The organism is Salipaludibacillus keqinensis, from assembly GCF_003226325.1.
Classification (GTDB): domain Bacteria; phylum Bacillota; class Bacilli; order Bacillales; family Salisediminibacteriaceae; genus Salipaludibacillus; species Salipaludibacillus keqinensis.
In genome coordinates, this window is record NZ_PDOD01000006.1 from 111,055 (window position 1) to 137,056 (window position 26,002).

Below are 26,002 nucleotides of genomic sequence, written 5' to 3' on the forward strand. Positions count from 1 at the left end.
AGATCTGGAATACTATCAATTAAACAAGTGATCATGTGAAAACGATGGCTCAACGGAGAGGATGTCTTAAGCTACCCCTTTAAAGACATCCTCTCTTTTTGTCGTTTCACGTGAAACTTTGTCTTAATCTAGTTGAAAATAATAGTGTTGATGTAAGCTGCAATTTGGGTTCCACTTAGCGCGACAGCATGGACAGTGGCTTTCTACCTGCAAGTACTCTTTGATTGTAATCTCCTCTCCACAGGCACCACAGAGGATGGCTTTTTCACCAAATTCATGTTCTTCCCAACGCGTGACTGGGTGCTCAGCGGTTTCTTCATGGCAACGGATACAAGGATAGTAAGTGTTGCAGCAATTGAATTTGATGGCAATACGGTCCTTCTCAGATTGATAATGTTCGCACCTGGTTTCACTATCAATAGGCTTTCCTCGAACTTCTATGTTGTGAATTTTCATAATCGAATGTCCTCCAATCGTTTCTTATTTAAATCCTATTTCATTTTTTTGGCTTTCCCTCACATTAATGGTATACTTTTTTAATCTAATTTCATCATACGGGAGGACAACAAAGCATGAAAGAAAAACCATGTAAACATTCTAAAGTGATTAAAACAGGCCGTGTTTTCCCGCAAGATACAAATAATCACAACACCCTTTTCGGTGGAAAATTAATGAGAGACATTGATGATGTAGCGTCTATCTCTGCGGCTCGACATTGTCGTACCGAATGTGTCACAGCCTCTACAGATTCTGTAGATTTCCTTCATGCTATCCGCCAGACCGATTCGGTTTGTCTTGAATCTCACGTTACGTGGACCGGAACGAGCTCTATGGAAGTATTCGTAAAGGTTATTGCCGAAGATTTGCTCACCGCAGATCGACGTGTGGCTGCTACAAGCTTTTTAACATTTGTAGCTTTGGACGAGAATGGAAAACCGACAAACGTACCTAAAGCTATCCCAGAATCTGAAGAAGAAATTTACTTAAATGAAACTGCGCCGGAGAGATCTAAAGTTCGTAAAGAAGGCCGTAAACAAAGCAAAAAGCTAGCCAAAATCCTCACTGAGTTAAAACCGTGGGAAAACTGTTAAATGATCACGTTATTCATTACCAAAAAACGTGCGCCCTAATAAAATAGGACGCACGTTTTTATTCATATGAACGCGCGTTATTCACCGTTATCCCCACCATCTAAATTTCCATCAATCTCAACGTTGATCGTGTTGTCGTTTCCACCACCCCCGCCGTCTCCACCAGGAAACATTGGAATGAGATAGTTCACGATAAAGAACAAAATGATAAGAGTAATAATCGTAATAAATGCATATTTAATAAATGTCGCTCCGACTCTGCCGGGCTCTTCTTTCTTTTCGACTTTTTCCTCGCGCTTATAATCGTCACTCACAAGTAAACACTCCTTTTTATTTTCTTAATAAAACCATTCCCCGTAAAACATAAATCAAACATTCTGTAGGAGGAAAGAATGCGAATGGTTGAAACACCTTTTGTTCTTTGCTCTCTTCTCCACTCTTTGGTTCGACAGCTCTCATTACCTATCACCTATAACAAGAAAATCGTATGCCTATTGAAAACTGAGACAGTAAAGATTGCAAAATTCGTCAGTGCAACTACTCCTACTAACTTCTCTGTTATCCACAACTCAAAAATCTATAGTTAAACAAATGAAAAAAGACCGGGAACATGTCCCGGTCTCTATGAATAACTTAAATAACCACGCCACCGTCAACGGCTAGAATTTCTCCTGTAATAAAGCGCGCTTCATCTGATGCTAAGAAAAGATATGCATTAGCAATATCATCGGGATAAGCTAAATCTTTAATTACTGATTTATCTTTCATCATCTCAAGTACTTTTTCTGGTATTTTTTCGGTCATCGGCGTAAGTACGAACCCTGGTGCCACAGCATTGACTCGGATGTTAAATCGGCCCAACTCTTTCGCCCATGTCTTTGTCATCCCGTTCACGCCCCACTTCGTAGCTGCGTAATTCGTCTGACCGAAGTTTCCATACGTACCCACGACAGACGAAGCGTTTAGAATGACGCCTCCTTCTTGTTCTTTCATTTCAGCTGCTGCTGCCTGAGATACATTGAACACACCTTTTAAGTTTACGTCAATCACGCGGTCCCATTGCTCCTCTTCCATCTTTAACAACTGAGCATCCGCTGTAATTCCTGCATTATTTACGACGATATCGACTCGGCCAAAGGCTTCTTTTGCAGAGCTAATTAAATTGCTGACAGCTTCACGATCGGTGACGTTTACCGCTTGTGCCAGCGCCTTTCCACCTGCTGTTTCAATTTCTGTTGCTACTTGATTGATCTCTGCGTCATTTAAATCAGCCACAACCACGTTGGCTCCTTCTTGAGCAAATTTCAATGCCGTAGCTTTACCAATTCCTCTTCCTCCACCTGTTACAATCGCTGTTTTTCCTTGTAATCTCATAGTATATTCTCTCCTTTAAAATTATGAATCAATGTAATTCAATACACTTTGTTCTTCTTTACCTTTTTTTATAAAAGACCGATCATGGATACTAAAATAGCCACAACTACTGAAAATACTGGAATTAACGCTGCAACAATAAAGATATCTTTATAACAATCTTTATGAGTCATCCCCGTAATGGCTAAGAGCGTTAGAACGGCTCCATTATGAGGAAGAACGTCCAATCCACCTGACGCAATGGAAGCGACCCGGTGAAATGCTTCGGGAGCAATGCCTGTGTTCATAGCAATTTCATAGTATTGCGCTCCTAGCGCTTCGAGAGTAATTCCCATACCACCGGAAGCAGACCCTGTTGCCCCAGCAAGCACATTGATCGCAGCTGCCTGTGAAAACAAGGGATTTCCTGGGATGCTCATGACCAGTTCTGTTAATCGTTCAAATCCAGGTACTGCCTGAACAACTGAACCAAAACCTACTGCAGCACTCGTGTTAACTATAGCTACAACTGAACCACTGGCTCCACCGTTGATTGCTTTTGTGAAATTCTTGAACTTTGGAATGTTTAGCAGCATAATCGACACGACCCCTGTCAATAATGCAACAACAATATCCCAATTCAAAATATTTAGCGTGAAAACTACGAGAACAAGTGGTAAAAATGACAATGCTACATTCGGAATTTTTCCGTCTTTGTCTTCAGCTAACAATTTCTTATCTTTCGGTTCCGTATACACTTCACCTGCTGCAGCTAATTGTTTTTCGCGCCAGCGAAGGTAAAAATACCCTCCAAAAGCCATGACAATGGCGGCTGAAATCCCCATGACTGGAGCTGCCATTGCATTCGTTCCATAGTATTGTGTCGGAATTAAGTTTTGAATTTGCGGCGTTCCAGGAATTGCCGTCATTGTAAATGTGAAAGCACCTAACGCAACCGTTGGTGGGATCAGTCGACGAGAAATATTCGCCTCTCTAAAAAGTGCTAATGCTAAAGGGTATACAGCAAATACAACTACAAACAAACTTACCCCACCATATGTTAACACTGCCGCTGAAACAAGTACTCCTAAGATGGCTCGTTGCGTGCCAATCACTTTCGTTATCGCTACAGCAACAGATTTTGCCATCCCTGTATCTTCCATCAGTTTGCCGAAAATCGCCCCTAGCATAAATACCGGAAACCATGTTTGCGCAAATCCGACGAACCCTGACATATACGTATTCGTGTAAGCGTCGAGAAGATCGAGTCCTCCAGTCAACGCTACGACCCCTGCTGCAATCGGAGCTACCCAGATAATTGACCAGCCCATGTACGCTAAGCCCATAATTAAAATTAACCCTAATAAAATTCCAAACAATGGTGTTTCCCCCTTAATAGTTAAAATGAGTTCAAAAATTACTTCCTTAAAACTGCGGATGAAGCTTCACAATTTAACCCCATTTTCTCATCTTTAAAGATACTTAAATCCATCAGTTTTAACTCATCTGAAATGACTGGTTTAAAGTCCATGTGAGCAAGAATATCCTGCTCCAAATCAATACCCGGTGCGATTTCTGTCAGGACTAATCCCTTAGGACCTAACTCAAAAACTGCTCGTTCTGTAATGTACATAATTGGACGGTTTAATTCGGCAGCAAACGGGCCGCTGAATGTAATTTGTTGGACAGCTTTAACAAACTTTTTCATTTTCCCTTCTTGAACGATGGACAACTTATCGTCTTGAATGTCCACTTTCAATCCTCCAGCCGTAAAGGTTCCACAGAAAACGACCTTTTTAGCGTTTTGCGTTATATTAATAAACCCGCCTGCACCCGTTACTTTCGTTCCAAACTTACTTACGTTCACATTGCCTTCTTCATCTAATTGGGCCAAACCAAGGAAAGCAAGGTCTAATCCGCCACCGTCGTAAAAATCGAATTGATAAGGCTGATCTATGATCGAGTCAGGATTCGTTGATGCGCCAAAACTTAATCCACCTGCAGGAATTCCGCCAATAGGTCCTGATTCTAGAGTTAATCGCATGTTACTGATCACACCTTCTTCACTAGCGACCGAGGCAACTCCCTCCGGAACACCAATTCCAAGATTAGTGATTGCATTTGGAATTAATTCCATCGCTGAACGACGAGCAATAATCTTTCTTTCGTTCAGTGGAAGAGGTTTTAGTTTGTCTAAAGACACTTTGACCTCACCTGAATACGTTGGGTTATATTGCTCTGCAAAGGTCTGCATATGATTCTCTTGCTTTGCTTCCACTACTGCATCCACAAGGATTCCCGGAATTTTCACCATCCTTGGATCCAATGTGCCGTTTTCTACAACTTTTTCCACTTGCATAAGGACAATTCCGCCACTGTTTTTTGCTGCTTGAGCCATGGAAAGGACTTCAAGACTAGCAACCTCTTTTTCCATCGTCGCATTCCCAAATTCATCGGCATACGTCGCTCGAATGATGGCTACGTGAATGGGAAAGGAATGATAGAATAAATACTCTTTGTCATTGAAAGTCATTAACTCAACCATGTCATTCTTTGTGAACTCATTGATCTTTCCCCCATCGTTACGAGGATCTACAAAGGTTCTAAGTCCAACATGTGAAATCGTCCCTGGTTTTCCTGCGGCAATATCCCTAAACATATGAGTAATAACCCCTTGTGGAAGATTGTAAGCTTCAATTTTGTTATCAATAGCTAGTTTCTGAAGTTTCGGTGCCAGCCCCCAGTGTCCGCCGATAACTTTGGACACGAGGCCTTCGTAACCGAGATGGTTTAAACCCCGGTCTTTTCCATCGCCTTGGCCCGCAGCGTAAACGAGTGATAGATTCTTTGGTGCGCCTTCCTCTAAATAACGTTCTTCTAGTGCCTGCGTAAGCTCCTCTGGATGACCGTTTCCAACGAATCCACCTGTCGCAACCATGGCACCGCTTTCAATTTGACTAACGGCTTCTTTTGCTGTCATCACTTTACTCATGTTCATCAACCTCCATATCCTTTTCTCATAAATGTTGTACTGAAATATACTGCAAGATCGATGCCAACTTTTTTTAGAATACGAAAGAAAAATAAGTGAACAGATCAAGTCCTACAAGTTAAGTGAATGAATGCGCTTACGCGAATCGTTCATGAAAGTGTCACATTTTCCGAACGATAAATAAAGCGCTTACAACAAGTTGTTAGTTAAAACTTACACTATATTGCATAGAGTAAAAGTATGTTCGTATAAGTTTACACATTTATGGTTTTTGCACTGTCTACATGTGAGTGTAGTTATAAAATCGGTATTTTTATATGAGCTAAATGTCGTTGATGATCATTGTAGCTCGTGCATAAATGTCGCTAATCTCTCATGAGAGGTGACGTCAAACGTGACTTAAAAATGCTGGCGGGCTTGGCCCATCCAGCATTCCTGTCATTCGTATTTGGCTATTTTTTCGTAGAGGGCGGTTCGGCTTATACCAAGTAATTTAGCCGCCTTAGATTTGTTTCCTTTTGTATATTTTATTGTGTCGTGGAGAGCTTTCTCTTCTGCTTCTCTTATATATTCATCTAAAGTTTTTGGTTTCACTTCGGACTTTACACCTGTAATCTTTTCTGGGAGATGAGTCATCTGAATCGTTTGATACGAATCGACTACATTGACGGTTCGTTCTATTACGTTCTCAAGCTCTCGCGTATTTCCTGGCCAATCGTATTGTAATAAGCTAGTCATGGCTTGACGGTCAATGGAATGTACTTCTTTGCTAAGACGAGCAGAAAGCTTTTTCAAAAAATGGGGTACAAGGATGTCAATGTCTTCTGGTCTAGATCTTAAAGAAGGAATTTGAATCGAAAACACATTCAAACGATAAAATAAATCCAATCGGAAATCTCCCTCTGCAATCATCTCTTCCAAATTCCGATTCGTTGCCGCGACGACACGAATATCAAGCGGTTTAGCAACGGTCGCTCCCACTTTCTCCACTTCTCTCTCCTGCAAAACGCGAAGAAGCTTGACCTGCATATGGATAGGTAGTTCACCGATCTCATCTAAAAAGATCGTTCCTCCGTCTGCCGCTTCAAATTTTCCTTTTTTTCCGCCTCGCTTCGCTCCCGTAAACGACCCTTCAACATATCCAAATAATTCTGATTCAATGAGATCACTTGGGATCGCTGCACAATTGACTTTCACAAATGCGCCTGGTGATCTTGTGCTGGCGTTGTGAATAGCATGGGCAAATAATTCTTTTCCCGTTCCGCTCTCTCCTAGTAAAAGTACGTTTGATTCAGTTGAGGCAGCTTTTAACGCGAGATTTTTCGCTTTGGTCCAAGGCTGGCTCTTACCAATTAATTGATTGAACTGATATTTTGCACGGTTTGTTTCTTGCCATTCTCCACGATACGTACTCAGCTCTTTTTCCAACTTTTCCATTCTTTTTTTCAATGCTTTAAATCCACCTAAATTTTTGAACAGAACTTTTCCTACTGCGCCTTCTAACTTTCCATCCTTATATATAGGCAGACGGGTAGCTACCATATAGTCTCCTTTGATTGGTTGAATATCCGCAATTTCCGGTTTGCCAGTCTTCGCAACAATGTGCATACGCGTATGCTCAATCACATCTGTAACGTGCTTACCCACTACATCGTTTATGCTCACTTCAAGAAAATCCGCATAATCTTGGCTAAGCATCGTAATGATTCCATCTTTATCGACCATTATGATTCCGTCATGAGCCAGTTCGATGACCGTTTTCATTTTCTCCGCTTTTTCTTTCCATTCTTCTTGTTCGACAGGAAATGAAGTTGGCTCAGCTACATTGATCCGAAGAGCTACATACGTCTTTGTCTCTTTTGAAAATCGAATTGTTTGCTTTTTAACCCTAAATTTCTTTTGATTAACAAAAATAGAGTAGTTGCCCTCATCCTTTGCATCATTTAAAATTTTCTTGACCGTATCCTGATTGAACAGCTCATAACGCTGCGTCTCCGACATAAGATTTGATCCATCTTTCTCAAATAAATCGGCAGCCCGTCTGTTCCTATAGACAACCATTTCGTTGGCATCTATAAGAAACAGGGCGTCTCTTTCTGCATTCAACAGAGATTGGTACACCTCGATTGTTTCGTTTCGCTCTGTTTCTAACGCAAACAGCCAGTCATCAGGATAAAGCATCCCCGTTAACTGCTGTTCATCATTCACTACAGGTAAGGACGATGGATTCCACGTTATTTTTTGCAACGGGACTTCTTTTTCATGGACTGTTGTCACTTGACGCTCCATGATGTCGGCTATTTTTGTTTGTGGGGAGAGCCCTTTCATCATCGCTGTCATGAGCGAGTCATTTGACAGACTTCCGATGACTCTACGATCTCCATTTAATACAGGGGCCGCATATCCCTGCATGTGGTACATTTTCGCTGCCGCTTCTTGAATACTTTCGTTATGGTCTAAAATAACAGGAGCTGTTCTCATTGCTTGTTTTGCCGGGACGTGTTGGTTCATTCTAATAACCTCCTCTCAGAAGATGTTTTATATATATTTGTATTATTTCCACCGATGGATTCACCGTTTTATGGTCCTCAGATTGGTGTGTGCACTTGATGTTAACTTACCACTTCGATAGTTAAACGCTTGTACTATGTAATCAATGTAAGTATAGCAAAGAGGAAGCCCTCAAGGTAGCTTCCTCTTTGAAATGCAATATTGAATTTATCTCGTTACAATCAAGGATGTTCCTTGTCCCCCACCAATGCATAGAGTAGCTAGTCCCCGCTTCGCATCACGCCGCTTCATTTCGTGAAGAAGAGTGACGAGAATACGGGTACCAGAGGCACCAATGGGATGACCAAGGGCAATCGCACCTCCATTAACATTCACTTTTTCTCTCGGCATATTCAAATCTTTTGCTACAGAAAGAGCTTGGGCAGCAAAGGCTTCGTTCGCTTCAATAAGATCTATATCCTCTATCGTTAGCTCTGCACGACTTAAGGCTTGTTTCGTTGCAGGAACAGGTCCATAACCCATGATTTGAGGATCTAATGCCGCATTTCCATACGAAGTAATCGTTGCCAGTGGTGTTAACCCTAGCTCGTCTGCCTTCTCTTTTGCCATTACTATGACCATGGCTGCTCCATCATTAATGCCTGATGCATTACCTGCAGTCACCGTCCCACCTTTTTTAAAGGCTGGACGAAGCTTGCCAAGCTTATCAATCGTCATACCGTGCTTCGGAAATTCATCGTCCTTAACGACTATCGGATCTCCTTTACGCTGAGGAATCTCTACCGGGACAATTTCTTCATCAAAACGCCCTTCTTTTTGAGCTGCTTCAGCCAGGCGTTGGCTTTCCAATGCGAACTGATCCTGCGATTCTCGATTAATTTCCCACTGCTCAGAGATATTTTCTGCAGTGATCCCCATATGAATGTCTGTAAAAGCGTCCATTAATCCGTCTTTCAAGAGTGTGTCTACCATCTTCCCATCGCCCATGCGCTGTCCCCACCGTGCGTTTGGCAATACGTATGGAGCATTGCTCATGCTTTCCGTTCCACCGGCAAGAATCACGTCTGCATCACCTAGGGAAATAAACTGTGCGGCCATGCTTACTGTTCTAAGACCAGAACCGCATAACTTGTTAATCGTGGTCGCTGGGACAGTATTGGGCACACCTGATTCGATCGCCACTTGTCTTGCTACGTTCTGGCCTAAACCTGCAGACAAAATATTTCCAATAAGCACATCGTTGATTACAGCGGGATCAATCCTTGCCCTCTCAATCGCTTCTTTCGCCGCGATCGCACCTAATTCCACAGCTGATTTCGATGCTAGTCCTCCCCCGAAATTACCGATCGCTGTTCTTGCTGCACTGACAATCACTACTTCTCTCATTGTCCATTCCTCCTATAATTATCATTCACGTCTATTCAGTTTAAATCTAATGCAATATTCGTGCCAAACATTTATGAAGCGTAATCCAAAATTGTAAGTTCTACTTTACATTTATGAATGAATACCATCCCTTTTGATCGGTTTTGACATAATCCAAGTCTTAGTAAAATATGTTGTTTTGTAAGCAATGATTTATAAAGGGGGAGTCTCTTCACCTATGACTATTTTGAAGGACCATTCTTTCACTACTTCCGTGTTCAGTATACCAATTCTCTTTGAGCCCATCAGTCGGAGATTAAAAATTTATTCACTACCTGAGAATCACTTAATTGACCGATTTATTGAAGTTGTAAAAAAGCTAGCCATCGAGAAAAAATGCGATAAGGTAATTTTCTATGTGACATTATCTCAACAACCAATAATCAACGCATATGCTGATCGGTATGAAGGAATGATCGAAGCATTCTTTAATGGAGAAGACGCTCATATCTTCGCCTTATTTCTTGACACAGATCGAGATCAAACCTCTCTAACCCAACTAGAGAAAAATGTATTTCGTTTAGTTCACAGAAAAAAAGGTCAAGGCCCATCTCACCGGTTCCAACTGCCGCCTGGTTACTTCATGAGATGGGGAAGAAAAGATGATGTTTATCAAATGGCTACACTTTACGAAACGGTTTTCGCCTCTTATCCTACTCCGATGAATGAACCTGATTTCATTACTAAAATGATGGATGACGATGTTTATTTTTTAGTGGTAGAACACAAACGAAAAATAGTTAGCGCTTGTTCAGCTGATCTCATGAAAAAATTTAGCGCAGCAGAGCTCTCTGACTGTGCCACCTATCGGGAACACCGTAGTAAGCAGCTACTCTCCTATCAAGTGGCGCACTTAATTCCACGGCTAAAGAAAATCGGCGTAAAAACACTTTTCTCCTATTCACGATCCATCTCTGCAGGAATGAATTTAGTCAACGCTAAACACGGCTTTCATTTCGGGGGACGGATGATTAAAAATAGTAACATTTGCGGAAGACTGGAGAATATGAATATTTGGTATAAAGCTCTTTAAGAAAGGCGATAAACATTGTTTTCAAAGAATGAAAGCGCTCCTTCTTTCATTCTTTTTTCTTTTTACTCTTTTCCGACCGAAGGAATATTTTCTTCTCTTTTTGAAAATCATGAGAGGTGTGAGTTGGATAGGGAAACTATATCCAATTTAGCAGATTATCAGTGATTTAAGAAGGGGAGGACAAGCATGCCGTTGAATGACCTAGCACAAGATCTATCATTTAAAATGAACGACCAGCAAGACCGAAAGTATTTGCAGTCGCAAACAACTGGACCTAAGAAGCTCGAGCATAAAAAAAGAAACCGCGAAAAGAAAATCGCTCTTATCGGCTGGAGTATTCCATCTATTGAAGCTTTGGATCGAATGGGGCGCAAGTATTTAGTCGTCAGCCTTCCAGAGTTTGGAGAATACGCATCGAAACATAACATTCCATTTTTTGAATGGGAATTTGACCGTAACCTTAGCTATGAAGATATTTATGAACAATCTCAAGAATTATTTAAGAAATTAACGGAACTGGACGTGGATCATGCGGTTCCCATTTTTGAAGAAACGGTCGAGTGGGCTGGTGCACTGAACTCTCATTTCCGAAATGATCGCAGACTGTTTGACCATTCCATTCTTTTCAGAGACAAGGCAATGATGAAACGTCGAGCTCATATAGGAGGACTGAGAGTTGGCGTGTTTGAAGAGGGCCAATCAAAAGAAGATGTGCGCCGCTTCTTCCGCCAAGTTAATCAATCTCTTTTGAGGCATCATCAAGAAGACCCCGATCCTATTCATGTAAAGGCCTTTAATAAAGCTGGTGCTGCAGGACATCGAATCATCCGATCTGAAACCGACATTGACCAAAAATTATCAGATCAGAATTTTCCTTGTTTGATGGAAAGTCACTTGGAAGGCGTCGAAATTTCTTGTGAAGCATTTGTACAAGGAGGGAAAGTTCAATTTCTGAATATTACTGAGTATGTTGTATTTGGATACTCTATGATGGTTCCCCCCTCCCCAGAAATTGAAGCGCTTCGTCCAGCTGTTCGGGAAGAAGTTCAAAAGATCGTTGACGTTTTCGATATTGATCACGGAATTATTCATCCGGAATTTTTTATTGCTAACGATGGAACGTTGTATTTCGGAGAAGTAGCATACCGAATTCCCGGCGGACATATTTTCGATTTGATGAAAAAGACATATGGATTTAATCCTTACGAGGCTCATATTCTTTGCTGTGACCCGAACACCACTGAAGAAGAACTAGACGGAGTGTTTCCTGAAGAGAACGACTTCACTGGTCATGCTGGAAGTTTTCTCGTGTACCCTAAATCACCCTATATTGGAGGCGTGAATGTCCCTCCCGATTTAGAAGATCATCCAAGCTTTGAAAAGCATACCTTATTCAAGCCAGGGGTCAGTAAAATTCAAGAACAAGAAGGGTATGGAAACCACCTTGGTACCGTGTTCTTTTATAACGAACTTAGTGATCATGTGAAACAGCCATTAACCGATTACGTGGATCATGATTTTTTTATGTAGAATTGCGAGAACTGGCACGTGAACCCTCGAGCCTTTCATGGCATCCCCTATTTTTAGAAAGGAGTGTCGTACGTGACAACAGAAGAAGAGACGAATCATACTGAAATAGATGCGACGAAAACAGAAGCATTTAAACAAGCTTTTATTACGATGGAAGAGGCGTTTCCCTACGCCAAAAAAATGTATCAACCTGATGTATTGCAAGCCTCTGCCAAACTAATGGAAGAACCAGAGGGGATGAAATTCCTATACCAATACGCAGGAAGATTTGACGCAGCTGGAGTTTTTGAAGGTGGTCCATGGGCAGAGCCGGCGAAGCTTGAACCCCGTCTCGTCTCAGGGTCGTTAATGGCCACTGGGATGACCGCCATTGTTGAGATCCTCAGTGAACTCCGCATGGTTTCTATTGCCAAAGGAGATCATGAAAACGAAACGGTAAGCAAAGAGATGGCAAAAGAGTTTCTTGATTCGGTCATGGCATTAAATGTAGATATTCTTTTTCCAGAAGAAACGGAAGCCGCCCGAATCGAAGGAAAAGAAAAAGAGAAAAACCGTGCAGAAAAACTGTTTCAATTTTTGGCAGACGAACTTTCTCTCACTTCTATCTCGGGGACGCTCATCGAAGAAATTGATGAGTTAGTAGCTCAACGCCCAATTATGGTTAATCGAATCGCTTCAATGATTCAAGACGCGCAACAATTGTTGGAAAATCCTATCGATGCCCAAGATAAAAAAGCGATTAAACGCTACGTTCAGGCTATTTCAGGCCCTTCTAAATTGTGTAAAGAAGCCAATGAACCGTGCGACTACCGGAAACGCCTGAAAGAAGCGACGGAAAAAGAGTTAAAAGAAGAAGCACGGACGTTTGCTAAATCAATGCACGCGACCGGACTTGTATGCGATCACCACGCCATTTTAGTACGCTATTTAAATCGAGAGAAAAGTGAATTACTTGCGATGGCTCTTGGCTTAAGTAAAAAAGGAGTCGCCAATCTGGAAGAGCATATCTCAACCGTCAGCGACTTGATAAAAGTTGCGATTCATCCGCCAATGCGACAGTCGGTATACGGGCTTGCTCTGTTGCTCGAACGAGGTATTCTCTCAACAAACCCGGTTATCCCAGGACTTAGACGTTTAATTGAACTGGATTTACAACCGGAAATTCGAAGGTTGCTCCTAAGCTCCATTAATAAAGACGAAGGGATTACCGCTAACGACATTCTCGTTTCTGGTGTGATTAGTGTTTTAGGACAACCTCTCGGAATCGGTCAAGGAATGAACCCCACTTGCCAGACTGCACGGGGGATCAGCTTATGGTCTCTTCACGCTCCTGGATATTTATTGGAACTTATTCCTCGTGCTGTAAGAGATGGAGATATCGATATCATGTTTGAAGGACAGGCCATTCACTCGAAAAACTTGAGGGAAGGATTAGTCGATGATCTTCATGAAGAACTAGATCCAGTATCATTGGTGCTTGTCCCTCATCTGGACCGAATATATGGTGAATTGGTCCGACGATCTGAATTTCGGGGCGAAGACGTGCATAAATGGGTCAATCCTGCTTTCTACGGGAACTGGGTCAACAAAGGCTTCAGTTCAGCTATCGATGCCATGACCGGTTCTATAGCCGATTTCTCAGGGTTTGTTCGACTGTTTTATTCCACACACCACCCTGAATTTAATGAAGGACACGAATTAATCTATCCAAACCCAGTTGGAATCTTTATTACCAATACGTTCGGCGAAATGCTTGGGCTACATGCCGTTTCTATTCAACGAATCGCAAAAGATCCTGATGGTGAATACCGGATCTACTTTTACAATCCCAATAATGACAGCTCGCAAGTGTGGGGACAAGGCATCACCCCTACAGTGACAGGACACGGAGAAATTCCTGGTGAATCCTCACTTCCCTTTCACGAATTCGCCGCTCGTCTTTACGCTTTTCACTACAACCCTTATGAACAAGGAGACGCCTATGCAGTTGAAAAGGAAATGGTCCAAAAGGTAGAACAACTGGCTAGAGAAAGTTGGGGGGAGAAATATACTTGGGTTGATTTGTAAAAAAACAAAGAGAGGCTGTCTTAAAAAGATAGCCTTTCTTTTCTTATTTTTTCCGACACAGTGCCACCTAAAGAAAAAGTGACCGCATGCATTTCACTAAGAAATGCTTTATATAAATGAAGAGATAAATTAAGCAGAGTCCGTTTAGAAAAATCATCTGTCTTCCTTTATAATGGAAAGAAACAATAGAATGGACGGAGGGGATTTAAATGTGCGGGCGCTTCACATTAACTACAGCTGATGAATTAGAGGAACGTTTTGGAATTATCAGTGCGTATTTACCGGAACAAATAGAAACTTCATTTAATATCGCACCTAGTCAGCCTGTTCTGTCAGTCATTCATGATGGAAAGAACAAGCGGATGGGTCACCTTCGCTGGGGACTGATCCCCCGCTGGGCAAAAGATGAAAAAATCGGCCACAAACTCATGAATGCACGCGCTGAGACTCTAGCTGAAAAACCGAGTTTTAAAAAGCCTTTTCAAACTCAACGATGCTTGATCATTGCTGATGGTTTTTATGAGTGGAAAAAACGTGACGGCGGTAAGGGTAAGCAACCTTACAGGATCCATCTAAAAGATGAAAAGTACTTTGCTTTTGCTGGGCTGTGGGAGAAATGGACTCCTCCAACTGGAGAAGCTGTTTTCTCATGCACGATCATTACCACAGAAGCAAACGAGCTCATGAATGAGATTCACCACCGAATGCCAGTCATAATAAATCCAAAGGACGAAGTTGCATGGCTTGATCCAATGCAGTCTAACACAAATGAATTACAGCATCTTCTAAGACCTTACCCAGCAGGCGACATGCAAGCTTACCCTGTTTCATCTGCTGTCAGTTCACCTAAAAATAACGACCCTGAACTAATTAAGCCTATTTCAATCTAACACGTTATCTCCATAAACATCGCTATTACAGGTTTATGAATAAAAAAGATACCGAGCTTAATTCGGTATCTTTCATCCAACTATTGTCCTGCAGGGGTTTTTTTCAGAAATTCTAACGCCTCTTCTTGGCTTGAGAAATGAAATTCTTTGGAATGATTCGATTCTTTTGCTGTTCTCTTTAACTGCATTTTGGCAATACTTCCACTAACGACTACCGCCGCACGCTGCATTCCCATCTCCAACAACCATGCTTGATGCTTCACGATCTCTTTTTGTGTCTCTGGAAACAGCACCGTTACTTCTTTCATATCTACAAGAACGTCAAATCCCTTTGATCAAAATTGTTTCATCAACGCTGAGAATTGTTCATTTGCCGCCTGAACATCCTCTGGCGATACCTTCCCAATCCAGCTCAACCCGATAATTTGTTTGTTTTTGTCAATCATTTTCACTGTTTGCATGTGAATCTCTCCTTGTCCCATTGAAATTATTTAAGTTTTGTATATAGTATGTATAACCATTATCAATATAATTGAAACCTTTTACTCAATACTTTTGATCTATTTTATTTTCATAATTATAAATAAAGTATTTGTAATATTCAAATAATACAAGTCGTTTTTGTTCGTTATATGATATAATAAACTCGAAGTACCATATTTATATGATAAGAAAGGAGGACACAGCATGGACCATGAAAAACCTGCCATGACGCCAGGTAAAGCTTCCACTGGTCTAGACGAAAATTTAGGAGGATTACTCGCTTATTTATTAGGTTTTGTTACAGGTATTATTTTTGTCATTATTGAAAAAGAAAATCAATTTATTCGATTCCACGCTCTTCAGTCCATTTTCCTGTTTGGTGGATTATTCGTCTTGAATTTCGTTGTAGGGATGATTCCAATTTTCGGATGGATTATCAGTCTGTTGCTCGCCCCACTTACCTTCATTCTCTGGATTGTTGCCATGTACAAAGCTTATAAAGGTGAACGAACCAAATTCCCCATCGTCGGTGATTTAGCAGAAAATCAATTAAAGAAGTCGTAAATTTAATGAAGAAGTGGCTAACTTAAAGGCGCCACTTCTTTTTTAGTTTAGCTGTAACTATTCACAGACAAATCTTCCTTTAACTTCTTTTCTTTTTAAGTAGAGAGATTGTATTTCAGCCATACTCATAAACCTGATGACGAAGAAAAAAGACTCACTCTAATTTCAAACATTAGAGTGAATCTCCTTCACTTGCTTATAAATTTCTTCTATTGACGCATGATCATCTGGCGAATGGTCTACGTGCTTCCAAACAACGCGGCCCTTTGCATCAAACAACCATGTGCCGCCTTGAATATAAACGTCTTGGGTTTTCATAGATTTCTTTACAAAGGATTTTTGTTTTGCTTCTTTCGGTAGGAAATTCTTTATTTTCCCTGTGGCAAACCCTATCGCTACCATAGATAACATCTTCAATTTCGGCATCGTCTCATGACCCATTCCTCGGTACGCATGTCGCCTAGGATCACCGTAGATCGGAAAAGGATACGGTCCAAATGAATTAAGAAACTGCTGGATGAACGATCCTTTTGATGGAGCGATGACGATTAATTTGACTCCTTCTTGTTCAATACTATCCGCATGCTCACGCAACTGCGCAAGAAATTCTCTACAAATCGGTCAACCGAGATGACGAGCAAACACAACTAAAGAGGGTTGACCTTTGATTACTTCTTGTAACGTCACCTCTCCTCCCTGAGGATTTTGTAACATATAATCTAGTTTCAAAACACTCACTCCTTGTTCCATTAAGTTATAGGTCTCCTCTTCCCTTTTTTGCATCTACTTGAAACAAAAAAGTTCCATCATCTTACAAACAAGCAAATATGATTGTTGTAAAAATTTCTGTACGGTGAAGTTCGTCAAGGTGTAAGATGTGTATATAAGTTTCAAATATGATGAAGGAAAATGATTTCCTATTCTCATTCCGATGATGAGGAAGGTTTTTTACTGCTGAGGGAACACAGTAAGTAAGTCAAAGCTAATTTAACCTTCTTGATATATACATAAACGAAAACAAGCAGGGAGGGGACGTGTTATCGCTTCTTTTATCATTGTGATGTTTTTTTTGATCATTCAAGTGTTCGCTAATCATATCATTCGAAGTTCATCACTTGGAAAAATTAAATGGATGTCACTTGCAGGTGGCATTGCCGTCTCCTATATTTTCGTTTACATACTCCCTTCTTTACATCACGAACAAGATGACTTTGGAGATACTGCTTTGGAGCTGGCGATGGAATCTGAGCTATATTTTTTTGGCCTTATTGGTATCGTTGTGTTTTATACTCTTAGTAAATTAGCAGAAAGGCATAGATACCGAAGTGGGGCTACGATAGAAGATTCTTTCTTTTTCATCCAAACATCTTTGTTTTTCATTTACAATATGTTGATTTCCTACATCATGTTTGCTGCGGACCAAACAACAGAACAGGTGATTTTTTATGGCGTGGCAGTTGGTCTTCACTTCATGGCTGTCGCGCACGATATGTACCGCGAAAATAATAAAAAATATAGGAAATATGGGAGGTTCATGCTTGCAGGTGGTATCTTGTGCGGATGGCTTATTGCTGAGTTCACCCCACACTCCTCAATTGCTCTGTCCATTGTCTTCGCTTTTATTTCGGGCGCAATTATGTTCAATGTTATTAAACATGAGCTGCCGTCGGAAGGATCCGCGCATCTGCCTACGTTTATAATATCGGCTTTCACTTATTCGACGGTTACTCTACTGTTAAAACTGTTTTTTGATTGGTAGTCTCTTAAGAAGAGCCTATAACGAAAAAAATAGTGGGTTAGGCTAACGCCTTACCCACTATTTCTTTGATCTAGTAGTATTTGTTTAATTTCTTGGACATCTTTCCTTAGCTCCTCGTTCTCTTTGTGCAGCCGATCCATTTGTTCTTGATGAGCAAGCTCATCATCATGGCCAAGGTAATCTAAAATAACCGCAACGACTAAGTTCAAGATCACGAGGGCGCCGATGACAATAAAAGAAACAAAATACACCCAAGCTCCCGGTATTTCAGCAATAATCGGCCTTGCAACCTGACTCGCCCATGATTCAAACGTCACAACCTGCATCAATGTAAACAAAGACATATGGAAACTGCCAAAGAATTCATCAGGTAGGACACCTCTGAAAAAAGTTGTCCCTATAATGGCATAGATTGAAAAAATCAATCCTGATAAACCTAATATCCCTGTTAAAGCAGGTACGGATCTCATTAATGAGTCAATGATCTTCCTAAGCGCTGGAATTGCTGGAATCATCCGAATGAGACGTAAAACTCGAATGAGCCTCAACACACTCACCAACGGCGTATTGTAGAAAATTAAACTGGCAGCGACAATCGAAAAGTCAAAGATGTTCCACTTCTCAGAGAAGTAGCCTCTCGTACCTAGCCCAATGATTTTCAAGACTAGTTCCACGACAAAAACCCAAACAATAATCGTATCAAGAATAAGTAATAATTGATTCCCAGGTAAATACGACTCAGCAACGATGACAAGGCCATTTAACAATATAATACTAATTATTATAGGCTGGAAATAGTTGTGCTCAACCAGTTGTCTAATTTTATCCCTAAGCGGGCTGTTATGATTGTTTTGTTTATATTCTGTCTGTTTCAACCGGCATTTCCCTTCCATCAATGGACTTCAACTTTTCTATTATATCATTTTCCCTGATTAATTGAATGCTAGATCCGTAAAAAATAGCCTAGTCATCTCAATGGAGGAGCACTCTGATCCAGTCAAAGTATTCTTTCAAAATGACCTAGTAAATAATCACTTGCACTATTTTAGTGATAATTATTTAAGAATATTTCTTGCCTTGGATTTTTTCGTTAACTTCGGTATCAGCAGGAACGCTGACAATGCGACGATGACATGGATCGTGTGTGCAACCAATTTGAATTGCGCCTGCAAGTCGTTTTCAGCCATGACCGTATTCCCTATGAAAGCTATAAGAACGAGGACGCCGAACCAGACAATAGGCTTTTTAGTCCACCGATTAAAGGCATAAAATAGCACGGCACCTAGTAAAATAGACACTACACTCGCTCCAATAATGACCCCCACATAGAGCGTATCTTGATTCGACCCAATAAATTTCACTTCGTATCCTGAAATAAAGCTGAAAATAAGAAAGGTAAATACCGCTAGGGCTGCTGCTACAATGGCCGTAATGACTCCTCCAATAACATAACGAGAAAAACGTTGTTCATACATCTTTACTTTGCCTCCTTTTGAACGGGGATCCTCTTCATCCATTCTGGATGGTGCTCCAATACAAACTCTTTAAAGGATGTAGGTTTCCTCTGAATGAGGATCTCCAAATCGTTCGTTACTTTTTTTGCATTTCCCATCCAAGTTATAAGATAGAGCATCGTCATGACATTAGCAAACTCTTTTTTTACTCCATGGGAAATTTGTTCTTGTCCAAATGCGATGAATTCAAGATCTCGATAAGTGATGGGCCTGCATCTGTTACAAGTATTTTACCCATTAAATTGAGCTTCTTCTAATGGGTTCCTGGAACCGCAATTTAAATAGTCGACTAACTATATTTTTTCTTTAAATCGTTCCTTCATTTTAACAGCTGAAAGATAGACACACTGAAAAAACTCTTCTCACTTTTCATACCATTGTCATGTGTATGAAAGAAGAAGAGGGAGTACGAATCAAAATGATTGTAAATGAAATTCCATGACCAATTACTTAGTTCTACTTACCTTCGCTTCAGGTGACAACAGGAGCCATCCCCCTGTTGCAAGAACGGAGAAAACAAACGCATTAAGTCCTCCATGCCAATGAATCATTTCTGTTAGTTGAGGCATGTCTAAATTTATATACATCCCTAGTCTATATAGTAAAGAAATTCCCATAGCCACTAACAAGGACCCACAAGCCAAACCGATCATCCACCCAGCAAGAAGTCCAAAATGAACACTTTTTATTAAGCACCAACTACATAGCCAGTAAATGAAAATAACATAAATAGATACCATCACCAGTTGTAGAGAATTACCCACTGCGATACCTAATGCAACAAGGGGTGAGCCGATAGCCATTCCGCCACATAAAAAAATGAAAGGTACAGAGTTCCCTCGACTTCCCCTCTCTTTTAGTCGACGCTCAAAGATCCACCTGCCAAATAGTCCTGTGAACACTGGTAAAATAAACGCTGAATAGTGATAGTGAATGGACGTCAAATCAATTGTTAGTTCTGTATAAGGTAGAAACTGAGCAATCCCCCATCTTGCGAGAACATGCCAAATTCCACCTATAATAAGAAATGCGATTCCGATATCAATGATCGCCTCTTCAGGATGACTGAACTTTCGCTTATACAGCCTTTGAAGACTCGTTATACCTGCAGACAATGTGAAAATAAACCAAACAGCTGCAAGTAATGCCGATAGCCAACCGTTATCTACGAAGATAGCCAAAATGCCGAAAACGGCAAATGGAAATGAATAACAAGATAATTGAAACATTCGTCTCTGATAGTCACATTGTGGTCGTCCAGCAGAAGCTAAATATAGGAAGCTTGGAACAAAAATGAAGAATACGAACATTAATGCTAGCTCTACTATTGAGGGGGAAGCAGCAACGGCACCTATCACGCTCGCAACAATGCCAAGAATCATATTATGTTTAAAAGTCATGATGATCTTCCTCCAAGTTTTCCTTCAGTATATGAACGATCGGAATGAAACTTCTCAACTTTGATCGTTTATTTTTTTTCATCGTACCTTATGCGTGGAGGAAACGCACGTTTTACACTTCGTTCACTGCTTCAAGGATTAGAAGCAAAGACGAAGAGCTTGAATAGTTGATTAGGCCATGAACAAAACATATAGCAACAAAGAGAACATGACGATGGCCACCAACACACTCGTGATCATAACAACCCACGAAGACGATGTGAACAATTGTTCATTAATAGTTCGTCTGTTTTTGAAAAACAGCCACGTTCCTAGTCCTAAGACCGTTACACCTGCCACGAATGATATCACACTTAGTATCGTTGCAAGGTTTCTCGTAAACGGCGAACCCACTCCTACTGTTAACTCAATACCGAATATGAGAAATCCAATTCCTTTCATTGCCAGTGCCGTTCTGACCCATGCCAGAAATGTCCGTTCATTCGCTAGGTGTTGCTGAATATAAGATGAATCGATTGTAGGTTTTTTCTCGGTCATATTTATAGTTTCCCTTCTTACTTTAATGGAATCATTTCTTTTTTATATAAGATCATACATGACTCTCCGCTTATTTGGAAAAAATAGCAGAAACACTAATTCGGGAGGGAAAGGTTGATGGAAAGTTTGCAAGAAATCTTCATTGTACTAGGGCGAATTGTAACCATCATTCCCCTTCTGCTATTCATGACCATCTTCATGGGGAAACGTGCCATCGGAGAAATCCCTATATTTGATTTTCTCATTGTTGTCATTTTAGGCGCTGTCGTTGGTGCGGATATTGCTGATCCTGACATTCACCACCTCCCTACCGCATTAGCGATTATATTCATTGCTATTTTGCAAAAAGTAGTCGCAAAGCTGAAAATCACCAACCGATTCATTGGTCGACTCCTTACGTTTGAACCCACTGTAGTCGTTCAAGATGGAAAAATATTAAATAGGAATTTAAAACACATTCGCTATTCTCTCGACAACCTTTTGCAAATGCTGAGAGAAAAAGACGTATTTAATGTGAATGAAGTAGAAACGGCCATAGTGGAGGCGAACGGTTCCTTAAGTTTGTTGAAAAAAGTAGATAGCCAGCCTGTCACTCGGCAGGACATGAACATTATGAAAGCTACTTCGACCATGGCAGTGCCTGTCGTTATAGAGGGCAAAATAGATGTGAATGTGTTAAAGGATTTTTCATTAGATGAAGATTGGCTTAACGTACAATTATTTGAACACGGCATCGATGATCCTAAAGATATATTTTTTGCGTCCATGAATGCTGACCTTGAGTTACAAATCAGTCAATACAAAGAACCAGAACCCTCTTTGAAAATCCCGCGAATTCGACATTAATCAAGTTGATGAAGCGTATGAAACTCATGTTTTAGCAATGAGTAGACGATGGTATCGTGATATTTCTCTCCATCGAAATCCGTTTGTCTTAATGTCCCTTCTTTTCGAAAACCGTTCTTTTCAAGGAGTTTCTTTGACCCTTTGTTTCCGGAAAAAATATCACCTACAATACGGTTCAGATGCATTTCACTAAATCCATACTGTAACAAAACCGGGAGGATTTCAGTCATGACTCCACGTCCTTGATTTTCTTTACTAATCACCACACCCATTTCCGCTTTTTTGTGCCATAAGTTCAACTTATGGAAGCGAAACATCCCAATGAAACGATTTGTTTCTTTATCTATGATGATCCACGGAATCTCTTTTTTTTGATGGTATTTAGATAAACTATCCCTTATTTCTTCACAAATTTCCGTCACGTTTTTAGCTGGGTGAGGCGTAATAAATTTCATCGTCTCTTGATTTGACAACATTGGGAATAGATCCTCAGCGTCGTTCTCGGTCAAACCTCTTAATAGGTAATGCCCGGTGACAAGAATAGGAATTTCTTCGTGTTTCTCCAATAGAGACCCACCTTTCTATCAGCATTTTATTTCTTTCATTTTACCATGCCAATATTCTCCACTTATATTTATTTTTCTTGGGAGGAAAAATACAATTCAACTCGCCTTAAGGAGGTCTTCATGGACAGTCATCGAGTGAAAGAAATTATCGATGCCCCGGTTATGATTAACGTTACGTACCATGGTATACCGGTGTATATCGAAGAAGTGGATGAAAGCACTCAAACAGCCATTGTATTCCCATTAGATGAAATGGACCATCAGCAAGAAGTTGACTTGAAAGGTTTGATTGAAGAAGGACTATAGTCACAGATAAAGGAGTGTATGAACATCAATAAGCAACGAGCCGAACAAATCGCCCAGTCCCCAGACATGAAGAATGTCATGTTTAACGGCACGCCGATTTATATACAACACGTAGACATGGACACCGATACTGCTAGGGTATTCCCTCTAGCTGATCCTCAAAAAGAGTTTGATGTGCAAGTCACCAGCCTGATTGAAAAAGAATAAACAGTGGAAGGAAACGGCCTAGTTAGGCCGTTTCTTTACGTTCGTTGTCATTTACTTCTTCCTCCCTCGAAAATCCAGATTAATGTCTCCTCAGTCGGGGTACTAGTTAAGAGGAACTATTTGGATAGGTGGAAGAACATGGGAAATTACAAGGAATTAGCAGCTAGTGTCCGATTTGGACAATTTGTAACAAAAAAGGCGAAATACATCCCTACGAGCACAAATCCAATGTTTTTCAAATATTTTGGTGCAGACAGCTTTCTTTTATAGATGCCTTGCCATAGTACCAGCATCGTCATGGAACCAAGGAGCCATGGTAATGGAAGGCTTCCCAAATAAAAGATACATCCTCCCATAGCTCCTATGATTGCTGTTGTGACCATCTGCTTCCACGTCGCATTCCCCATCATGGCACCCTACCTTTTTCATCGCTCCTCCTAATGTAATAGATAGACGTTATTGATGATAGAGAGAAGGTATATCCTGCCTCCAAATTGGATCCATGAAAGATATTATTAGCAAGCCTACAATAGAGCACAACCTTTACACCTAACCTTTTGACATATTTCCTCCTGTCCTATATTCTACTTCCTATAGGTATAAATCCTGACTATCTATATAGGATTAATTATCGTTATAAATATAAGAAGTAGAGGAAGAGGGATCGTCTTGAAACATATTTGGAAAATGTATATTAAAGCCCCGCTAATCAAAAAAGTGACCATAGCTCTCATTCTAGGAGTCACAACAGGCCTGGTTTTTGGTGAGAACGCTTCAGTTCTTTCACCTTTTGGGGACTTACTTATGAACTTGCTCCAATTTATTATCGTTCCTCTTATATTTTTCACACTAATCGTTGGAGTGAACCAAACGACTGCTAGTAACCTCGGTCGTATGGGAGGTAAAGTGTTCGGCTATTATATGCTCACATCAGCATTTGCAATTACTGTTGGTATCGCTGTCGCCAGCCTCTTCAATCCAGGCGAAGGAACGACACTAACAGGTACCGAGAACATGGAGGTTCCAGAAAACCCTGGAATTGTGGAAGTACTCTTGAGTATTGTTCCGGACAACATTGTTTCTGGCTTTGCTGAAATGAACCTATTAGGAATCATTTTTACTGCCCTTGCCTTTGGGATTGCCTTGTCTCTTATGCGTTCTTCAACCGAGCTGAGTGACATGGGGGATCGCATCTATCGTATGTTTGACGGATTGAATGAATTGACTCTTATTGTTATGAAGGCTATCTTACATTACGTTCCCATCGGTGTTTTCGCTATCTTAGCTAACATTGTCGGAAGCCAAGGAGCCGACACTCTCCTATCATTAGGTAATTTCATTTTGGTTTTATACGTGGCGATTTTCGTCCATCTGGGTCTTTATATTCTTTTGATGGTCTTAACAAAGATCGATTTAGGTGGCTTTTTTAGAGAAGCTCGAACACCGATGATCACTGCCTTTGTCACACAAAGTAGCACTGGGGTATTGCCGCTGACATTGAACGCTGCTAAAAATATGGGATTAAAGAAAAGCTTATACGGCTTTAGCCTTCCACTTGGGGCTACGATGAATATGGATGGGGCTGCGATTCGAATTGCTGTTTCAACTGTGTTTGCCGCAAATGTCATTGGAGAACCATTATCAATGATCGCTATTCTTCAAGTGGTCTTAATTGGAACGTTAGTATCTGTCGGGACTGCAGGAGTGCCTGGTGCAGGAATTGTCATGATTGCCACGGTTTTCTCTCAACTCGGTTTACCGATGGAAGCTGTTGCATTGCTTGCAGCCGTAGACGTCCTCATAGGCATGGGTGCCACGGCTCTTAATGTAACCGGTGACCTTGTAGGAACCTCTGTCATTAATAAAACGGAAAAAGAAAAAGATATTTCATAAAAATAGTGCGGTCCCAAAAGTAACTTTTGGGACCGCACTTACGTATTTTCATGACTTCAAAACGTTACACCCACCACATGTCCGAAGGTTGATCTTCAATGAGGACCGACTGCAGATTTTTTACAGCTCGGTTAAACCCTTCATCGATCGACATAATTGGATCTTCGTGCTCGATACTAACCACATGATCATAACCGAATGTACGGAGGGCACTAATCATGTCCGACCATTCTTGAAGACTGTGTCCACATCCAACAGAACGGAACGTCCACGCTCTTGTGCGAACCTCTCCGTAAGGCTGCATGTCAATCAGTCCATACATATTCACGTTGTCTTGATCGATATACGTATCTTTGGCATGGAAATGGTGAATCGCATTGGCTTTTCCTAAAATTTTGATTGCCGCGACCGGATCAATCCCTTGCCACCACATGTGGCTTGGATCCAAATTGGCACCAATAGCATCGTTGGTCGCTTCTCTTAACTTCAGCATCGTGTGTGGTGTGTGAACAAGAAATCCTCCGTGTAATTCCAAACCGATTTTGACATTGTGCTTTTCAGCAAATTCGCCTACTCGTTTCCAGTATGGGATCAACTTCTCTTCCCACTGCCACGTTAACACATCTGAATACTCGTTTGGCCATGGGGTAACCGGCCAGTTCGGATACTTAGCATCTTCATGATCTCCTGCCGTTCCGGAAAAACAGTTAACGACTTGAACCCCCATCTTGCCTGCAAGTTCAATCGTTTTCATTAGGGCTTCATCAGACTCATTCGCAAACTGTGTATCGGGCGATATCGGATTACCGTGGCAACTAAAGGCACTGATTTCCAACCCTCGAGATGATACTTTTTCCAAATATGCTTGCCGTTTTTCTTCGCTTTCTAATAGCGAATCCATGTCACAATGAGCATTACCTGGGTAGCCTCCTGTGCCAATTTCGACTGCCTTGAGACCCGCTTCCTTCACATGATCGAGCATTTCCTCAAAGGTCTTTTCTGAAAATAAGACCGTAAATACACCTAGTTTCATGA

Annotated in this window: 29 protein-coding genes; 11 read left to right on the forward strand and 18 right to left on the reverse strand. The window is 41.0% G+C overall.

Translation table 11 applies throughout. From position 1 onward, the window contains the following. Positions 1-123: 123 nt before the first annotated feature. On the reverse strand, positions 124-456 hold the full coding sequence (locus tag CR194_RS18850) for a CHY zinc finger protein (RefSeq protein WP_110611957.1): 333 nt from the start codon (positions 454-456) through the stop codon (positions 124-126). 116 nt (positions 457-572) lie between these two features. Between CR194_RS18850 and CR194_RS18855 the strand changes: the two genes are divergently transcribed. Continuing rightward, positions 573-1,091 carry an acyl-CoA thioesterase gene (locus CR194_RS18855; RefSeq protein ID WP_110611958.1) on the forward strand — a complete coding sequence of 173 codons (519 nt, stop codon included), beginning with the start codon at positions 573-575 and terminating at the stop codon, positions 1,089-1,091. A gap of 77 nt (positions 1,092-1,168) precedes the next feature. Here the strand turns inward: CR194_RS18855 and CR194_RS18860 are convergent, their stop codons facing one another. The 6 genes from CR194_RS18860 to CR194_RS18885 form a co-directional block, all read right to left on the reverse strand. Next, positions 1,169-1,405, reverse strand: coding sequence for a hypothetical protein (locus tag CR194_RS18860; RefSeq protein WP_110611960.1), 237 nt, complete (start codon positions 1,403-1,405; stop codon positions 1,169-1,171). Between the two features lie 319 nt (positions 1,406-1,724). After that, positions 1,725-2,465, reverse strand: coding sequence for a 3-oxoacyl-[acyl-carrier-protein] reductase (gene fabG / locus CR194_RS18865; protein WP_110611962.1), 741 nt, complete (start codon positions 2,463-2,465; stop codon positions 1,725-1,727). A 68-nt stretch (positions 2,466-2,533) separates the two neighbouring features. Further along, positions 2,534-3,823 carry a GntP family permease gene (locus tag CR194_RS18870; protein WP_110611964.1) on the reverse strand — a complete coding sequence of 430 codons (1,290 nt, stop codon included), beginning with the start codon at positions 3,821-3,823 and terminating at the stop codon, positions 2,534-2,536. Between the two features lie 38 nt (positions 3,824-3,861). Continuing rightward, positions 3,862-5,436, reverse strand: coding sequence for an acyl CoA:acetate/3-ketoacid CoA transferase (locus CR194_RS18875; RefSeq protein ID WP_110611966.1), 1,575 nt, complete (start codon positions 5,434-5,436; stop codon positions 3,862-3,864). A 438-nt stretch (positions 5,437-5,874) separates the two neighbouring features. Then, the gene (locus tag CR194_RS18880; protein WP_110611968.1) at positions 5,875-7,947 is read right to left on the reverse strand and encodes a sigma 54-interacting transcriptional regulator; all 2,073 of its coding nucleotides are present in this window, start codon (positions 7,945-7,947) and stop codon (positions 5,875-5,877) included. A gap of 207 nt (positions 7,948-8,154) precedes the next feature. After that, the gene (locus CR194_RS18885) at positions 8,155-9,333 is read right to left on the reverse strand and encodes an acetyl-CoA C-acetyltransferase (protein ID WP_110611970.1); all 1,179 of its coding nucleotides are present in this window, start codon (positions 9,331-9,333) and stop codon (positions 8,155-8,157) included. A 217-nt stretch (positions 9,334-9,550) separates the two neighbouring features. Between CR194_RS18885 and ablB the strand changes: the two genes are divergently transcribed. From ablB to CR194_RS18905, 4 genes are all read left to right on the forward strand, one after another. Then, positions 9,551-10,405 (forward strand): putative beta-lysine N-acetyltransferase, encoded by an 855-nt coding sequence (gene ablB, locus CR194_RS18890; protein WP_158282312.1) that lies wholly within the window; start codon positions 9,551-9,553, stop codon positions 10,403-10,405. A 186-nt stretch (positions 10,406-10,591) separates the two neighbouring features. Continuing rightward, positions 10,592-11,935: an ATP-grasp domain-containing protein gene (locus CR194_RS18895; RefSeq protein ID WP_199228209.1), complete on the forward strand. Its 1,344-nt coding sequence runs from the start codon at positions 10,592-10,594 to the stop codon at positions 11,933-11,935. 72 nt (positions 11,936-12,007) lie between these two features. After that, positions 12,008-14,002: a hypothetical protein gene (locus CR194_RS18900; RefSeq protein WP_233254430.1), complete on the forward strand. Its 1,995-nt coding sequence runs from the start codon at positions 12,008-12,010 to the stop codon at positions 14,000-14,002. A 209-nt stretch (positions 14,003-14,211) separates the two neighbouring features. Further along, entirely contained in the window at positions 14,212-14,892 is a 681-nt protein-coding gene (locus CR194_RS18905) for an SOS response-associated peptidase (protein WP_110611974.1), read from the forward strand. Positions 14,893-14,972: 80 nt separating this feature from the next. Here the strand turns inward: CR194_RS18905 and CR194_RS18910 are convergent, their stop codons facing one another. Together CR194_RS18910 and CR194_RS20775 are read right to left on the reverse strand one after the other, a co-directional pair. Beyond that, positions 14,973-15,200 carry a hypothetical protein gene (locus CR194_RS18910; protein ID WP_110611976.1) on the reverse strand — a complete coding sequence of 76 codons (228 nt, stop codon included), beginning with the start codon at positions 15,198-15,200 and terminating at the stop codon, positions 14,973-14,975. Between the two features lie 27 nt (positions 15,201-15,227). Continuing rightward, positions 15,228-15,353, reverse strand: a complete 126-nt coding sequence (locus tag CR194_RS20775) for a hypothetical protein (RefSeq protein WP_269845735.1) — start codon at positions 15,351-15,353, stop codon at positions 15,228-15,230. A gap of 226 nt (positions 15,354-15,579) precedes the next feature. Here CR194_RS20775 and CR194_RS18915 point away from each other — a divergent pair, with 226 nt between their 5' ends. Then, positions 15,580-15,939: a DUF4870 domain-containing protein gene (locus CR194_RS18915; protein ID WP_199228210.1), complete on the forward strand. Its 360-nt coding sequence runs from the start codon at positions 15,580-15,582 to the stop codon at positions 15,937-15,939. A 165-nt stretch (positions 15,940-16,104) separates the two neighbouring features. Here CR194_RS18915 and CR194_RS18920 read toward each other — a convergent pair whose 3' ends face one another. Next, a complete protein-coding gene (locus CR194_RS18920) occupies positions 16,105-16,533 on the reverse strand; it encodes a peroxiredoxin-like family protein (RefSeq protein ID WP_110611978.1) in 429 nt (142 codons plus the stop codon). 463 nt (positions 16,534-16,996) lie between these two features. Between CR194_RS18920 and CR194_RS18925 the strand changes: the two genes are divergently transcribed. Next, entirely contained in the window at positions 16,997-17,698 is a 702-nt protein-coding gene (locus tag CR194_RS18925; RefSeq protein WP_233254431.1) for a hypothetical protein, read from the forward strand. Positions 17,699-17,748: 50 nt separating this feature from the next. On the opposite strand, the gene CR194_RS18930 is transcribed toward CR194_RS18925, so the two are convergent. The 5 genes from CR194_RS18930 to CR194_RS18945 all read right to left on the reverse strand — a co-directional run bounded on the left by CR194_RS18930 (position 17,749) and on the right by CR194_RS18945 (position 21,149). Then, entirely contained in the window at positions 17,749-18,573 is an 825-nt protein-coding gene (locus tag CR194_RS18930) for an ion transporter (RefSeq protein WP_233254432.1), read from the reverse strand. A gap of 180 nt (positions 18,574-18,753) precedes the next feature. Then, positions 18,754-19,173 (reverse strand): DUF6069 family protein, encoded by a 420-nt coding sequence (locus tag CR194_RS18935; protein WP_110611983.1) that lies wholly within the window; start codon positions 19,171-19,173, stop codon positions 18,754-18,756. 2 nt (positions 19,174-19,175) lie between these two features. Continuing rightward, positions 19,176-19,337, reverse strand: a complete 162-nt coding sequence (locus CR194_RS20350; protein WP_158282313.1) for a hypothetical protein — start codon at positions 19,335-19,337, stop codon at positions 19,176-19,178. Positions 19,338-19,658: 321 nt separating this feature from the next. Then, positions 19,659-20,612 (reverse strand): YndJ family transporter, encoded by a 954-nt coding sequence (locus tag CR194_RS18940; RefSeq protein ID WP_110611985.1) that lies wholly within the window; start codon positions 20,610-20,612, stop codon positions 19,659-19,661. A 171-nt stretch (positions 20,613-20,783) separates the two neighbouring features. Beyond that, positions 20,784-21,149 (reverse strand): YidH family protein, encoded by a 366-nt coding sequence (locus CR194_RS18945; protein ID WP_110611987.1) that lies wholly within the window; start codon positions 21,147-21,149, stop codon positions 20,784-20,786. A gap of 114 nt (positions 21,150-21,263) precedes the next feature. Here CR194_RS18945 and CR194_RS18950 point away from each other — a divergent pair, with 114 nt between their 5' ends. Beyond that, positions 21,264-21,995, forward strand: coding sequence for a DUF421 domain-containing protein (locus tag CR194_RS18950; protein ID WP_110611989.1), 732 nt, complete (start codon positions 21,264-21,266; stop codon positions 21,993-21,995). Here the strand turns inward: CR194_RS18950 and CR194_RS18955 are convergent. Next, positions 21,992-22,561: a GNAT family N-acetyltransferase gene (locus tag CR194_RS18955; protein WP_110611991.1), complete on the reverse strand. Its 570-nt coding sequence runs from the start codon at positions 22,559-22,561 to the stop codon at positions 21,992-21,994. The genes CR194_RS18950 and CR194_RS18955 overlap by 4 nt on opposite strands. A gap of 120 nt (positions 22,562-22,681) precedes the next feature. Here CR194_RS18955 and CR194_RS18960 point away from each other — a divergent pair, with 120 nt between their 5' ends. Together CR194_RS18960 and CR194_RS18965 are read left to right on the forward strand one after the other, a co-directional pair. Beyond that, the gene (locus CR194_RS18960) at positions 22,682-22,867 is read left to right on the forward strand and encodes an H-type small acid-soluble spore protein (protein WP_110611993.1); all 186 of its coding nucleotides are present in this window, start codon (positions 22,682-22,684) and stop codon (positions 22,865-22,867) included. 18 nt (positions 22,868-22,885) lie between these two features. Beyond that, entirely contained in the window at positions 22,886-23,074 is a 189-nt protein-coding gene (locus CR194_RS18965; RefSeq protein WP_408640769.1) for an H-type small acid-soluble spore protein, read from the forward strand. A gap of 146 nt (positions 23,075-23,220) precedes the next feature. Here CR194_RS18965 and CR194_RS18970 read toward each other — a convergent pair whose 3' ends face one another. Continuing rightward, the gene (locus CR194_RS18970) at positions 23,221-23,481 is read right to left on the reverse strand and encodes a hypothetical protein (protein ID WP_158282314.1); all 261 of its coding nucleotides are present in this window, start codon (positions 23,479-23,481) and stop codon (positions 23,221-23,223) included. Positions 23,482-23,743: 262 nt separating this feature from the next. Between CR194_RS18970 and CR194_RS18975 the strand changes: the two genes are divergently transcribed. Then, positions 23,744-24,967, forward strand: coding sequence for a dicarboxylate/amino acid:cation symporter (locus tag CR194_RS18975; RefSeq protein WP_110611997.1), 1,224 nt, complete (start codon positions 23,744-23,746; stop codon positions 24,965-24,967). Positions 24,968-25,031: 64 nt separating this feature from the next. Here the strand turns inward: CR194_RS18975 and CR194_RS18980 are convergent, their stop codons facing one another. Continuing rightward, a complete protein-coding gene (locus CR194_RS18980) occupies positions 25,032-26,000 on the reverse strand; it encodes a sugar phosphate isomerase/epimerase family protein (RefSeq protein ID WP_110611999.1) in 969 nt (322 codons plus the stop codon). Positions 26,001-26,002 lie beyond the last annotated feature (2 nt).